Genomic DNA, 12,765 nt, shown 5'->3' with positions numbered 1-12,765 from the left:
CATGAATTCTCCGGCGGGCAGCGCCAGCGCATCGGCATCGCGCGGGCGCTGGCGCTCGAACCCGACGTGCTGGTCGCGGACGAGGCGGTCTCGGCGCTCGACGTCTCGGTGCAGGCGCAGATCCTGACGCTGATCAAGGACATCCAGGCGCGGCTCGGCCTCGCCATCCTCTTCGTCACGCATGACCTGCGCGTCGCGGCGCAGATCTGCGACAAGATCGCGGTGATGCAGCGCGGGCGCATCGTCGAGAGCGGCCCGACGGCGGCGCTCTTCGCCAACCCGCAGCACGACTATACGCGCCAGCTCCTCGCCGCCGTGCCCGGCGGCGGACGGTTCGGGCGGTGATCCTTGCGTCATTCTCGGGCGGAGCGCAGCGCAGACCCGAGAATCTCGTGACCAGATGGCTGGTTTCCGAGATGGTCGGGTCAAGCCCGACCATGACGCTTCCCTCCAGGCGCTCGCCCATTGTCGGAGACCTTTCCCATGCCCCTCGACCCTTCCCTCCGCGACCGCATCCTCGCCTCGGTCGAGGCCGGTTTCGCCGAGCAAGTCGCCTTCACCCAGGAGCTGATCCGTTTCCCCTCGCTGCGGGGCGACGAGCATGCCTGCCAGGATTTCGTCTTTCGCGCCCTCAGGCAGCGCGGCTTCACCATGGACCGGTTCGCGATGGACAAGGCCGCGATCGCGGCCCATCCCGGCGGCGCGCCGTTCTCCGACACACATTCGGACGCGCCGATCGTCGTTGGCATCCATCATCCGCGCGAGGAGACGGGCCGCTCGCTGATCCTGCAGGCGCATGTCGACGTGGTGCCGACCGGGCCAGTCGACCAATGGACGCATGCGCCCTTCGATCCCGTGATCGAGGGCGACTGGCTCTATGGCCGCGGCAGCGCCGACATGAAGGCCGGGCACGGCGCCAATTTCTACTGCCTCGACGCCCTGAAGCGCATCGGCCTGCAGCCGGCGGCGACGCTCTATCTGGAATCGGTGGTCGAGGAGGAATCCACCGGCAACGGCGCGCTGATGACCCATCTGCGCGGCTACCGGGCCGATGCCGCGCTGATCCCCGAGCCGGAATACGAGATGCTGGCACGGGCCAATGCCGGCGTGCTCTGGTTCCAGTTCGAGGTGCGCGGCGTGCCCGTCCATGTCCGCGAGATGGGGGCCGGCGCCAACGCGATCGACGCCGCCTACCGGGTCATTGCGGCTCTGCGCAAGCTGGAAGAAGAGTTCAACGCCGAGAAGGCGGGGCGCGAGCATTTCGAGAACGAGGCCCATCCGATCAACCTCAATATCGGCAAGATCGAGGGCGGAGACTGGGCCTCCTCGGTGCCGTGCTGGTGCCGTGTCGACTGCCGCGTCGGACTCTATCCCGGCGTGAGCGCGCAGGAGACGGCGCGGCGCATCGAAGACTGCATCCGGGCCTGCGCGCGGGCGGACGGGTTCCTCGCCAACAATCCGCCAAAAGTCAGCTTCAACGGCTTCTGGGCCGAGGGCTATGTGCTCGAACCGGGCAGCGAGGCGGAAGCGGTGCTCGGCCGGGCGCATCAATCGGCTCTCGGCAAGCCGCTGAAGAGCTTCATGACGCCGGCCTATCTCGATGCGCGCGTGCATGCGCTCTACGACAAGATCCCGGCCCTGTGCTACGGCCCGATGGGCGAGAACATCCACGCCTTCGACGAGCGCGTCAGCCTCGAATCGGTGAAGCGGATTACCGGAGCGATGGCGTTGTTCGTCGCCGAGTGGTGCGGGGTGGAGGCGATCGCCGGCTGAGCCGGGACGCCATGCGTGCATCCGCCCCTGCGCGATTCGACATGACGGCGGCGCGGACGGCTCGGCCATAGTCGCGCCATGCCGCAAGCTCCCGCCCGCTCGCTCCTACTCGTCCCGCTGCTCGGCCTGCTCTGGGGCTTCAACTGGCCGGCCGTCCGTATCTCGCTCACCGAGATCGCGCCCTGGACATTGCGGGCCGGCGGCATGGCCTTCGCCGGGCTGGCGCTGGTCGTGATCGCGCTGGCGCGTGGCGTTTCGCTGCGCGTGCCCCGTCCGGAATGGCCGCGGCTGATCATCGCCGGTATTCTCTCGATCGCCGCCTTCAACGTGCTGCTCGCCTTCGCGCAATTGGCGGCGCCGACCTCGCGCGCGGCGATCCTGACCTTCACTATGCCGATCTGGGCGACGATCCTCGCCCGCCTCGTGCTGGCCGAGCCGTTCGACCGGCGCCGGCTCCTCGGGCTCGGACTGGGCGCGGCCGGGCTGGCCTGCCTCGGGCTGCCGCTGATCGCGAGCGGCCAGTTCTCGGTCGGCCTGGCGCTCGCGCTCGTCGCCAGCGTGAGCTGGGCGCTGGGGACGATCGTCAGCAAGCGCTGGCCGGTCTCGGCCCCGGCGCTGACCATCGCCGCCTGGCAGCTGCTGATCGGCGGGGCGACGGCAGGGATCGGCATGCTGGTCTTCGAGGGCGTGCCGGTTCCCAAGATGCTGGAGCCGCGGACGCTGGCGGCCTTGACCTTCCACATCCTCGGCGCGCAGGCGCTGGCCTATTTCCTCTGGTTCACGGTGATCGCGCGGCTGCCCGCCGGGATCGCCAGCCTCGGCACGCTGATGGTGCCGGCGGTCGGCGTGCTCGGCTCGGTGCTGCTGCTCGGCGAGCGGCCGACGCCGAGCGACTGGCTCGGCCTCGTGCTGGTGATCGCGGCCTCGGGCTCGATCATGCTGCCGCAGCGGCGGGCGGGCTGATTCAGCGCAGCGGCCAGAACAGCATGATCAGCGGCACGCCGAGCAGGATCACGAGCAGCGAGAGCGGCGCTCCGAGCCTCGCATAATCGCCGAAGCGATAGCCGCCGGGGCCCATCACCAGCGTGTTGCACTGATGGCCGATCGGCGTGAGGAAGTCGCAAGCCGCGCCGATCGCCACCGCCATCAGGAAGGCGTCGGGGCTGAAGCCCAGGGTCTTGGCGAAGCTCGCGCCGATCGGTGCCATCACCAGCACGGTCGCGGCATTGTTGAGGAAGGGCGTCACCGCCATGGCGGCGACGAGCATCAGCGCCAGCGCGCCCCAGCCCGGCAGGAGCATGCCGATTCCGGCGAGCCACCCCGCCAGCAGCTCGGTGGTGCCGGTCGAGCGCAAGGTGTCGCTGACCGGGATCAGCGCGGCGAGCATGACGAGGATCGGCCATTCGATCGAGTCATAGGCATCGCGCGGCGAGATCGCCCGGAAGGTGACGAGCAGGGCGGCGGCCGCGAAGAAGGCGACGGAGACCGGCACGAGATTGAGCGCGATGGCGAGCACCGTGACGAGCAGGATGCCACCGGTGATCCAGCCCTTGCGTGCGCTGCCGAGCGCGAGCGCACGCGCTGCCAGCGGCATCAGGCCGAGCTCGCGCATGCGGTCCGGCAGCAGCCTCTCGTCGCCCTGCAGCACGATGACGTCGCCGGTGCGCAGCGGGATGTTGCGCAGGCGCTCGGTGAAGCGCTCGCGCGAGCGGCTGACGGCGAGGAGATTGACGCGGTAGCGCTCATGCAGCTCGAGCTCGCCGACCGACCGGCCGGCAAGCAGCGAGTTGGGCCCGACGATCGCCTCGCTGACGCTGATCTGGTCGAGCGCGCCCGAGCTGTGGGTCGGGCGCTTGTCGACATCGAGCGCGAGCCCGCCCTGGGCGACGACGCGCTCCAGCGCCTTGGGCTCGCCGCGCAGCAGCAGGATGTCGTCGGCGCGCAGGCCGGCATCGGGGAAGGGGGCGGAGACGCGCGTCTTGGCGCGCAGGATGGCGACGACGTCGACCTCGCCCTCGGCGATCGCCTTGAGGTCCGAGATCGTCTTGCCGGCCAGTGCCGAGCGTTCGAGGACATGGGCCTCGGTGACGTAGTCGGAGATGTCGAGCGCCTGGTCGAGCGAGGCCGCGCCCTGGCGGTCGCGCGGCAGCAGGCGGTAGCCGACGCACAGGAAGAGGCAGCCGGCGACGGCGATGCCGATCCCGACGGGGGCGAAGTCGAACATCTCGAAGGGCTGGCCGGTCAGCTCCTCGCGCACGCGGGCGACGATGATGTTGGGCGAGGTGCCGACGAGGGTGACGATGCCGCCGAGCAGCGAGGCGAAGGCCATCGGCATCAGGAAGACCGAGGGCGACTGGTTGCTTTTGCGGGCGAGCTGGTAGGCGATCGGCAGCATCATCGCCAGCGCACCGATATTCTTGATGATCGCCGACATCACCGCGACCGAGAACACCAGCATCACGATCTGCGTCTGGGTCGAGCCGAGATAGGGGGCGACGCGGCCGAGCGCCCGCTCGATGATGCCCGAGCGCGCCACCGCCGCGCTGACCACCAGCGCGCTGCCGACGATGATGACGATATCGTCGGAAAAGCCCTTGAAGGCCTCCTTGACCGGGACGAGTCCGAAGGCCAGGGCGGCGAGCAGGGCGAGCGCGGCGACGACGTCATAGCGCAGCCGGCCCCAGACGAAGAGGCCCATCATCACGACGATGACGGCGATGGAAAGCGACTGGTCGAGCGTCATGGGACCCTGATGGCGGCCGAATCCGGCATGCCATCAACCAGCACGCCCGCCCGACGTTCCGCAAGGCCGGCGTTATCGCCCGGACGGGCGCGTCTGGCGCCGGTTGGCATCGCCCGGCCGCTCGCGCCAGGCCTCGACCGACAGGGTCGGCAGGTCGAAATAATCGCGGGTGGTGGCATAGCCATGCCCGCCCATGCGGCCGACCGCGTCGAGGCCGGCGGGGTCGACATAGAGTTTTTCGGGATCGACGATATCGGCGCGGAAATGCGCGTAGACGACCTCGCCCAGGATGATCTCGCGCGAATTGCCGATGCCGAGCGTGGTGTGGTGGCGGCATTCGAAGGCGGCCGGAGCCTGGCCGATCCAGGGGCAGGGCACCTTGGCGCCGGGCAAGGCGTCCAGCCCCGCCTGACGCAGCTCGTCGATGCCGGGAGCGAAGGGCACGGCGCAGACATTCATGCCCTCGACCAGCGCATCGGAGACGATGTTGACCGTGAAGGCCAGCGTCTCGCGGACATTGCGGCCGGTATCCTTCTGGCTACCGGTCGGGCGATATTCGACGCCGAGCGCCAGGATCGCCGGATCGGCCGAGAGGCAGTTGAAGAAGCTGAACGGCGCGGCATTGACGACGCCCTGCGCGTCGACCGTCGTCACCAGGGCGATCGGGCGCGGTACGACGGCGCCGATCAGGAGCTTGTAGCGCTCGCGCGGCGTCAGCGCCGCGAAATCGAAGGTGACGGTCGAGGGGCTGGTCTCGGGCTTGGGCTGGATACGCGGCTGGGCGGTCACGGCGGGTTCAATCCTTCGCTGAGCGCGTAGGGGGCGAGCAGGTCGCGGATGTCGCGCTCGGCACGCGGGGTGAGCAGGGCGCGGGTGACGACGGCCTGCAGGTGATGATCCATCAGGTCGGCGGCGCGCTTGGCATCGCCGCTGCGCAAGGTCTCGATCAGCTGGCGATGCTCGGAGACGGCGCATTCTGAGGAATGCGGCCGGCCGTAGATCGCCAGGATCAGCGAGCAGCGCGAGCTGAGCTCCTGGATGTAGCGCAGCAGCAGGACATTGCCGGTCATCTCCGCCAGCTTGATGTGGAAATCGCCGGAGAGCCGGATCGATTCCGGGCCGTCCTGACCATGGGCGGCCTCTTCCTGCCGGACATGCTGCTCGAGCTCGGCGGCCTGCGCGGGGGTGAGGCGGCCGGCGAGGCTCTCGGCCACCAGCCGTTCGAGGCTGCGGCGCACGTCGAAGACGTCGCGGGCCTCCTCCAGCGTCGGATAGGCGACGGAGGCGCCGCGATTGGGCTTGAGCTCGACGAGGCCCTCGACGGCGAGCCGCCCGAAGGCCTCGCGCACCAGGGTTCGGCTGACGCCGAGCTGCTCGCCGATCGAATCCTCGGGAAGCTTCATGCCCGGCCGCAGGGCCTGCTCGATGATGGCGCGCCGCAGCGCCCGGTAGACCGATTGCGCGCGCAATCCGGGAGGGCGGGGTTCCGTCGTCATGGCGCGTCTCCGCTCAGGTTCGGCCGGTTGCGGCTCACTCCATGTCACGGGATTTCGCTCCACTCCAGTTTTGTGCTTGTCTCAGATAATCGCATACAATACGATATCAAAATCGTATGCAATCATGATTGTTAATTGCGCACGAGGTGCCGCACAAAGCGCCATACTGGCTGAACAAGCGGCATCGAGAGGGGCAAGCGAGCCTGAACGAGCGCCTTCAAGACGCGCCGCAGGGTCATCGAGAGGAGAGATCGATGAAGAAGCACTGGCTATTGGCGGCGGTGGCGGCTTTCGCGCTGAGCGGAGCGGCCGAGGCGAAGACCCTGAAATGGGGCGCGGCGCGCGAGATCGCCTCGCTCGACCCCTATTCCTTCGGCGAGACCTTCACGCTCTCCGTGCTCAACCATGTCTATGAGGGGCTGGTGCGCTATACCGGCGATCTCAAGATCGAGCCGGCGCTGGCGGAATCATGGGAGACGGTCTCGCCGACCGTCTGGCGCTTCAAGCTGCGCCAGGGCGTCAAGTTCCACAACGGCAACCCGTTCACCGCCGACGACGTGATCGCCTCGCTGGCGCGGGTGACGCACGAGACCTCGCCGCTCAAGGGCAACCTGCCGGCATACAAGAGCTCGAAGAAGATCGACGATTATACGGTCGAGATCGAGGTCAACGGGCCTTATCCGCTGCTGCTCAACGACCTGACCAACATCTTCATCTTCGACAAGGAATGGATGGAGGCCAACAACGCCTCGCTGCCGACCGATTCCGGCAAGGGCATCAAGGGCTACGCCACCGACAACGCCAACGGCACCGGCCCGTTCAAGGTCGAAAGCCGCCGCGCCGACGCCAAGACGGTGTTCGCGAAGAACCCGGACTGGTGGGACAAGCCGCAGCACAATATCGACGCGATCGAGTTCACGCCGATCACCTCGGCCTCGACCCGCGTCGCTGCGCTGCTCTCCGGCGAGATCGACTTCACCAATGTCGCGCCGCTGCAGGACCTGCCGCGGCTCCAGGCCTCGCCCGACGTCAAGGTGCTGCAGACCAACGAGCTGCGCTCGGTGTTCTTCGCCTTCAACCTCAAGGACGCACTGTTCGAGAGCGACGTCACCGGCAAGAACCCCTTCAAGGACATCAAGGTGCGCGAGGCGCTCTATCGCGCCATCGATATCGGCGCCGTGCAGAAGCGGGCGATGCGCGGGCTCTCGCGCAATACCGGCGCGCTGGTGGCGCCTGCGATCCCCGGCTACGAGCCGTCCCAGGACGAGCGGCTGCCCTTCGATCTCGACGGCGCCAAGAAGCTTCTGACGGCAGCGGGTTATCCGAACGGCTTCTCGTTCCAGATGAACTGCCAGAGCGACTCGCTCGTCAATGAGGAGGAGTTCTGCCAGGCGGTCGCCTCGATGTGGTCGCGGGCGGGCCTCAAGCCCAATCTCAGCCTCGCCCCGCGCAGCCAGCAGGCGCCCAAGCGCGTCAAGGGCGATTTCGACGTGATCTCATTCGGCTGGGCCAACGAGCCGATGATCGACGCCTATTCGCTGCTGGTGCAGGTGCTGCGCTCGAAGAGCGGCACGGGCGGCGTCTTCAACTGGGGCAACTGGGGCGATCCGCGCATCGACGCGCTGATCGACAAGGCCGGCGTCGAGCTCGACAACGAGAAGCGCATCCCGATGATGATGGAGGCGCTCAAGATCGCCAAGGCGGAGCATCTCTTCATCCCGCTGCACCAGCAGCCGATGGCCTGGGCGATGCGCAACACCGTGGCCTCGACCGTGCAGGCGTCGGACAACAAGCCGAGGCTTTGGCTGACCAGGCTGAAGTGAGAGAGCGCGTCATTCTCGGGCGAAGCGCAGCGCAGAACCGAGAATCTCGTGACGAGAGGGCGCTGGTTTCCGAGATGCTCGGGTCAAGCCCGAGCATGACGAGGCCATGACGTCCACGAACTGCGGAGCTTGCAACCGATGCCGGCCTTCCTGCTGAAACGATTGCTGAACGCGGCCGGCGTCATGCTCGCCGTCGCCTTCCTCGCCTTCCTGACCTTCCGCTTCGTCGGCGATCCCGTCGAGCTGATGCTGAACGAGCAGGCGAGCCTGGCGCAGCGCGACGAGCTGCGCACACGGCTAGGGCTCGACCGCGGCTTCGTCATGCAGTTCGCCACCTTTGTCGGCAATGCGGCGCGCGGCGATTTCGGCATCTCGTATCGCAATCAGCAGGACGTCTTCACGCTGATCATGGAGCGCTTCCCGGCGACCTTCGAGCTGGTGCTGGTCGCGACCTTCCTGTCGCTGGCGGTCGGCATCCCGCTCGGCGTCTATACCGCGATAAGGCGCGAGAGCCTGCTCGCCAAGGCGCTGCAATTCGTCTCGGTGCTCGGGGTTTCGCTGCCGAGCTTCGCGCTCGGCATCCTGTTCATCCTCGTCTTCTCGGTGACGCTGCAATGGCTGCCGGCCTTCGGGCGCGGCGAGGTGGTGCAGCTCGGCTGGTGGAGCACTGGTTTCCTGACGCCCTCGGGGCGGCTGGCCCTGATCCTGCCCGGCATCACGCTCTCGCTGTTCCAGATCACGCTGGTGATGCGGCTGGTCAGGGCCGAGATGCTCGAGACGATGCGGACCGATTTCATCCGCTTCGCCCGGGCCCGCGGCCTGCCGGCGCGGGCCGTGAATTTTCGCCACGCGCTGCGCAACTGCCTGATGCCGGTGATCACGGTGACCGGCCTGCAGATCGGCAACCTGATCGCCTTCGCGCTGGTGACCGAGACGGTCTTCCAGTGGCCGGGCATGGGCATGCTCTTCGTCCAGGCCGTGACCTTCGTCGATATCCCGGTGATGGCGGCCTATCTGATCGTCGTCTCCTTCATCTTCGTCTCGCTCAACACGCTGGTCGACCTGCTCTACGCCTATGTCGATCCGCGCCTGCGCGAGGATGCGATCTCGGGAGCCGCCCATGCCCGCTGAGACCGTCGCCAAAGCTGCTACGAAACCCGGCCGCCTGCGCCGCTTCCTCGACAGCGATGTCGGCTGGAGTTTTCGGCGCACGCCGGCGGCCTGGCTCTCGGCGCTGGTGCTGTTCCTGCTGATCGCGACTGCGTTCCTCGCGCCGCTGATCGCGCCGCAGAACCCGCATGACCTCGCCCAGGTCTTCATCGACAAGGCCGAGATTCCCCCGATCTGGAACGCCGACGGCGAATGGCCCTTCCTGCTCGGCACCGATCCGCAAGGGCGCGACGTGCTCTCGGCCATCCTCTACGGCACGCGCGTCTCGTTGCTGATCGGGCTTGCCGCGGTCGTCGTCTCGATGGGGATCGGCGTCACGATCGGGCTGGTCTCGGGCTTCTATGGCGGGCGCATCGACAACCTGCTGATGCGGCTCGGCGACACCGTGCTCTCGATCCCGACCCTGCTGATGGCGATCCTGGTCTCGGCGATCTTCCGCGAATTGCTGCCGCCCGGCCTGCGCGAGCCCTTCGCAGCGGCGGTGCTGGTGGTCTCGATCTCGCTGACCAACTGGGTGCAATATGCCCGCACCGTGCGCGCCTCGACCATGGTCGAGCGGCGCAAGGAATACGTGCTCGCCGCCCGCATCATCAAGGTCGCGCCGGCCCGCATCATGCGCCGGCACATCCTGCCCAACACGCTGACGCCTGTGATGGTGGCGGCGACGCTCAATCTCGGCCTCGCGATCCTGTCGGAGGCGACGCTGTCCTTCCTGGGCGTCGGCATGCCGATCACCCAGCCCTCGCTCGGGACGCTGATCCGGATCGGCAACCAGTACCTGTTCTCCGGCTCCTGGTGGCTGATCGTCTTCCCGTCGCTGCAGCTCGGGCTGATCGTGCTCTCGGTCAACCTGCTCGGCGACTGGCTGCGCGACGCGCTGAATCCGAAGCTGAGGTGATGACAGTGACAGGCGACCAGAGCGTCATTCTCGGGCGGAGCGAAGCGCAGACCCGAGAATCTCATGACGAGAAGACACTGGTTTCCGAGATGGTCGGGTCAAGCCCGACCATGACGTGTGAACAATAAGAGGAAACGCCTGCGATGACTGCCTCCCTGCTGCTCCGCAATGTCCGCCCACTCGGCGGCCCCGCCACCGACATGCTGATCGAGAAGGGCAGGATCGTTAGGATCGCGCCCGACCAGGCGGCGCAGGCGGGCGTCCCGGAAGAGGATGGCCGCGGCGAGCTCGCGCTGCCTGGCCTGGTCGAGGCGCATACCCATCTCGACAAGAGCCTCTGGGGCCAGCCCTGGTACGTCAACGAGGTCGGCCCCAGGCTGCTCGACAAGATCGACAACGAGCGGCTGAACAAGCGCCGGCTCGGCATCGACCCCTATCGCCAGTCGGCCCGCCAGAGCATCCAGTCCTCGCTGATGGGCTCGACCCATATCCGCAGCCATGTCGACATCGACACGGACCACGGCATGTGGGGCGTCGAGGGCGTGATGAAGATGCGCGACGAGTATCGCGACATCGTCGATGTCGAGATCGTCGCCTTCCCGCAATCGGGCCTGCTGCGCCGGCCGGGCACGCTGGAGCTGATGGACGAGGCCATGAAGCTCGGCGCCGAGGTGGTCGGCGGGCTCGACCCCTGCACGATCGACCGCGACCCCAAGGGCCATCTCGACGCGGTGTTCGATCTTTGCCAGCGCTATGGCAAGCCGCTCGACATCCACCTGCATGAGCCGGGCGAGGTCGGCGCCTTCTCGATGGACATGATCATCGAGCGCACGCGCGCGCTCGGCATGAAGGGCAAGGTCACGATCAGCCATGCCTTTTGCCTCGGCACGCCGGACCCGGCTTTGATCGACCCGCTGGTCGCCCAGCTCGCCGAGCTCGACATCGCGATCATGACGACCGCGCCGGCGAGCCGGCCGGCGCCCGTGGTGAAGAAGCTGGTCGAGGCCGGCATCCGGGTCTGCTCGGGCTCGGACGGCATCCGCGACACCTGGGGCCCCTATGGCAATGCCGACATGCTGGAGCGCGCCATGTTCGTCGGCCTGCGCAACAATTTCCGCCGCGACGACGAGCTCAGGATCGCGCTCGACGTCTGCACCGTCCATGGCGCCCGGGTAATGGAGATCGAGGGATACGGGCTCGACGAGGGCTGCAAGGCCGATCTCGTGCTCCTGCCCGGCGAAACGCTGGCGGAGGCGGTCGTCACCCGCTCGCCCAAGCGCCGCGTCGTCAAGGCAGGCAAGGTCGTCGCGCGCGACGGCGTCTCGGTGAGGACGGCGCCCTGATGCTGCAAGCCGGCAAACGCCCCGAGGGCCGCATCCTGCTGACGGCGCACTGGCTCGTCGGCCACAGCGACGGCCGGCACCGGCTGATCGAGCATGGCGAGATCGTCTTCGAGGATGGCGAGGTGATCTTCACCGGCCATCGCTTCCCGGGCGAGGTGGCGCGGCGGATCGACTATGGCAATGCGCTAATCGGGCCTGGCTTCGTCGATCTCGACGCGCTCTCCGATCTCGACACCACAATCCTGGCCTATGACAACCAGCCGGCCTGGAAGAAGGGCCGGGTCTGGCCGCGCTCCTATGTCGAGGCCGGGCCGGTCGAGATGTATTCGCGCGAGGAGCTGGCCTTCCAGAAACGCCACGCCTTCGCGACGCTGATCCGCAACGGCATCACCACGGCGCTGCCGATCGCCTCGCTGTTCTACCGGCAATGGGGCGAGACGCCGGAGGAGTTTTCCGACGCGGCGCAAGCGGCGGCGGAACTCGGCCTGCGCGCCTATCTCGGCCCGGCCTATCGCACCGGCAACCAGGTGGTCGAGGCCGACGGCACGATCACCACCGCCTATGACGAGCCGCGCGGGCTGGCCGAGCTCGATGCGGCGATCGCCTTCTGCGAGCGCTTCGAGGGAGCGGCCGGCGGGCTCATTCGCACCATGCTCGCGCCGGACCGGATCGAGACCTCGACGGCGGACCTGCTCTGGCGCACAGCGGAGGCCGGGCGTGCGCTCGGCGTGCCGGTGCGCCTGCATTGCTGCCAGTCGAAGATCGAGTACGACCTCGTTCTCGCCCAGCATGGCATGAGTCCGCCGGAATGGCTTGAGAAGCTTGGCTTTCTCAATGAGCGGACCTTGTTGCCGCACGGTACTTACGTCTCCGGCAGCAGGCACATCTCGCGGCCGGGGCGCGATCTCGAGATCATCCGCGATACCGGTTCGAGCATCGTGCATTGCCCGCTGGTCTCTGGCCGCCATGGCAACGCGATCGACCATTTCGGCCGCTATCGCGAGATGGGCGTGCGGATCGGCATGGGTACCGACACCTCGCCGCCGGACATGATCATGAACATGCAGGTCGGGATGATCCTCGCCCGGACGATGGCCGGCAGCGCGAGCGCCGTGCGCAGCGAGGATTATTACGACGCCGCCACGATCGGTGGCGCCGATGCGCTCGGCCGGCCCGATCTCGGCCGGCTCCAGCCGGGCAGCCGCGCCGACATCACCGTCTTCGATCTCGACCGGCCCCATCTCGGCCAGGTCATCGACCCGATCCAGACCATGCTGCTCGCCGGCCATGGCCGCGATTTCGCGACGGCGGTCATCGATGGCCGCTTCGTCATGGAGGATCGCAAGATTCCTGGCGTGGATGAAGCCGCCGACACGCGCCGCGCCCAGGCGCAGTTCGAGGGCGTGATGGCGCAGTACCCGCGCCGCACCCATGGCCACCCGCCGGTCTCCGAGATCTTCTCGTCGAGCTATACCGTCGAACATTTGCCGGTCGACCGTCTGGAGCAGGGAGGATGAAC

The 12,765-nt window shown here is 67.7% G+C and carries 11 protein-coding genes; 8 read left to right on the top strand and 3 right to left on the bottom strand.

Translation table 11 applies throughout. The annotated features are described in order from the left end of the window. The 3 genes from ACTIF2_RS23780 to ACTIF2_RS23770 form a co-directional block, all read left to right on the top strand. Positions 1-345, top strand: a 345-nt coding sequence (locus ACTIF2_RS23780; RefSeq protein WP_439499612.1) for an ATP-binding cassette domain-containing protein, incomplete at its 5' end; no start/stop codon positions are given. Positions 346-483: 138 nt separating this feature from the next. Continuing rightward, entirely contained in the window at positions 484-1,773 is a 1,290-nt protein-coding gene (locus ACTIF2_RS23775) for an ArgE/DapE family deacylase (RefSeq protein WP_439499611.1), read from the top strand. Positions 1,774-1,851: 78 nt separating this feature from the next. Continuing rightward, the gene (locus ACTIF2_RS23770; RefSeq protein WP_439499610.1) at positions 1,852-2,736 is read left to right on the top strand and encodes a DMT family transporter; all 885 of its coding nucleotides are present in this window, start codon (positions 1,852-1,854) and stop codon (positions 2,734-2,736) included. Between the two features lies 1 nt (position 2,737). On the opposite strand, the gene ACTIF2_RS23765 is transcribed toward ACTIF2_RS23770, so the two are convergent. The 3 genes from ACTIF2_RS23765 to ACTIF2_RS23755 form a co-directional block, all read right to left on the bottom strand. Further along, entirely contained in the window at positions 2,738-4,516 is a 1,779-nt protein-coding gene (locus ACTIF2_RS23765; protein ID WP_439499609.1) for an SLC13 family permease, read from the bottom strand. 72 nt (positions 4,517-4,588) lie between these two features. Beyond that, the gene (locus ACTIF2_RS23760) at positions 4,589-5,305 is read right to left on the bottom strand and encodes a flavin reductase family protein (RefSeq protein ID WP_439499608.1); all 717 of its coding nucleotides are present in this window, start codon (positions 5,303-5,305) and stop codon (positions 4,589-4,591) included. After that, a complete protein-coding gene (locus ACTIF2_RS23755; protein ID WP_439499607.1) occupies positions 5,302-6,012 on the bottom strand; it encodes a GntR family transcriptional regulator in 711 nt (236 codons plus the stop codon). Before ACTIF2_RS23755 ends, ACTIF2_RS23760 begins: the two co-directional genes overlap by 4 nt. A 254-nt stretch (positions 6,013-6,266) precedes the next feature. On the opposite strand from ACTIF2_RS23755, the gene ACTIF2_RS23750 reads away from it, so the two are divergent. From ACTIF2_RS23750 to ACTIF2_RS23730, 5 genes are all read left to right on the top strand, one after another. Further along, positions 6,267-7,835: an ABC transporter substrate-binding protein gene (locus tag ACTIF2_RS23750; protein WP_439499606.1), complete on the top strand. Its 1,569-nt coding sequence runs from the start codon at positions 6,267-6,269 to the stop codon at positions 7,833-7,835. 138 nt (positions 7,836-7,973) lie between these two features. After that, the gene (locus ACTIF2_RS23745) at positions 7,974-8,966 is read left to right on the top strand and encodes an ABC transporter permease (protein ID WP_439499605.1); all 993 of its coding nucleotides are present in this window, start codon (positions 7,974-7,976) and stop codon (positions 8,964-8,966) included. After that, positions 8,956-9,903 carry an ABC transporter permease gene (locus ACTIF2_RS23740; RefSeq protein WP_439499604.1) on the top strand — a complete coding sequence of 316 codons (948 nt, stop codon included), beginning with the start codon at positions 8,956-8,958 and terminating at the stop codon, positions 9,901-9,903. Before ACTIF2_RS23745 ends, ACTIF2_RS23740 begins: the two co-directional genes overlap by 11 nt. A 143-nt stretch (positions 9,904-10,046) precedes the next feature. After that, positions 10,047-11,246 (top strand): amidohydrolase family protein, encoded by a 1,200-nt coding sequence (locus ACTIF2_RS23735; protein WP_439499603.1) that lies wholly within the window; start codon positions 10,047-10,049, stop codon positions 11,244-11,246. Beyond that, a complete protein-coding gene (locus tag ACTIF2_RS23730; protein WP_439499602.1) occupies positions 11,246-12,763 on the top strand; it encodes an amidohydrolase family protein in 1,518 nt (505 codons plus the stop codon). Before ACTIF2_RS23735 ends, ACTIF2_RS23730 begins: the two co-directional genes overlap by 1 nt. The last annotated feature ends 2 nt before the right edge of the window (positions 12,764-12,765 follow it).

Source organism: Allobosea sp., assembly GCF_051860145.1.
Taxonomy (GTDB): domain Bacteria; phylum Pseudomonadota; class Alphaproteobacteria; order Rhizobiales; family Beijerinckiaceae; genus Allobosea.
The sequence above is the reverse complement of the archived record's forward strand: the minus strand, read 5'-3'. Positions and strand labels throughout refer to the sequence as shown.

Bases quoted from the DNA above. Each gene is read 5' to 3' on its own strand.
- ACTIF2_RS23770 (WP_439499610.1), top strand. From the start codon at position 1,852: ATGCCGCAAGCTCCCGCCCGCTCGCTCCTACTCGTCCCGCTGCTCGGC.
- ACTIF2_RS23755 (WP_439499607.1), bottom strand. From the start codon at position 6,012: ATGACGACGGAACCCCGCCCTCCCGGATTGCGCGCGCAATCGGTCTAC.
- ACTIF2_RS23765 (WP_439499609.1), bottom strand. From the start codon at position 4,516: ATGACGCTCGACCAGTCGCTTTCCATCGCCGTCATCGTCGTGATGATG.
- ACTIF2_RS23740 (WP_439499604.1), top strand. From the start codon at position 8,956: ATGCCCGCTGAGACCGTCGCCAAAGCTGCTACGAAACCCGGCCGCCTG.
- ACTIF2_RS23745 (WP_439499605.1), top strand. From the start codon at position 7,974: ATGCCGGCCTTCCTGCTGAAACGATTGCTGAACGCGGCCGGCGTCATG.
- ACTIF2_RS23730 (WP_439499602.1), top strand. From the start codon at position 11,246: ATGCTGCAAGCCGGCAAACGCCCCGAGGGCCGCATCCTGCTGACGGCG.
- ACTIF2_RS23750 (WP_439499606.1), top strand. From the start codon at position 6,267: ATGAAGAAGCACTGGCTATTGGCGGCGGTGGCGGCTTTCGCGCTGAGC.
- ACTIF2_RS23775 (WP_439499611.1), top strand. From the start codon at position 484: ATGCCCCTCGACCCTTCCCTCCGCGACCGCATCCTCGCCTCGGTCGAG.
- ACTIF2_RS23735 (WP_439499603.1), top strand. From the start codon at position 10,047: ATGACTGCCTCCCTGCTGCTCCGCAATGTCCGCCCACTCGGCGGCCCC.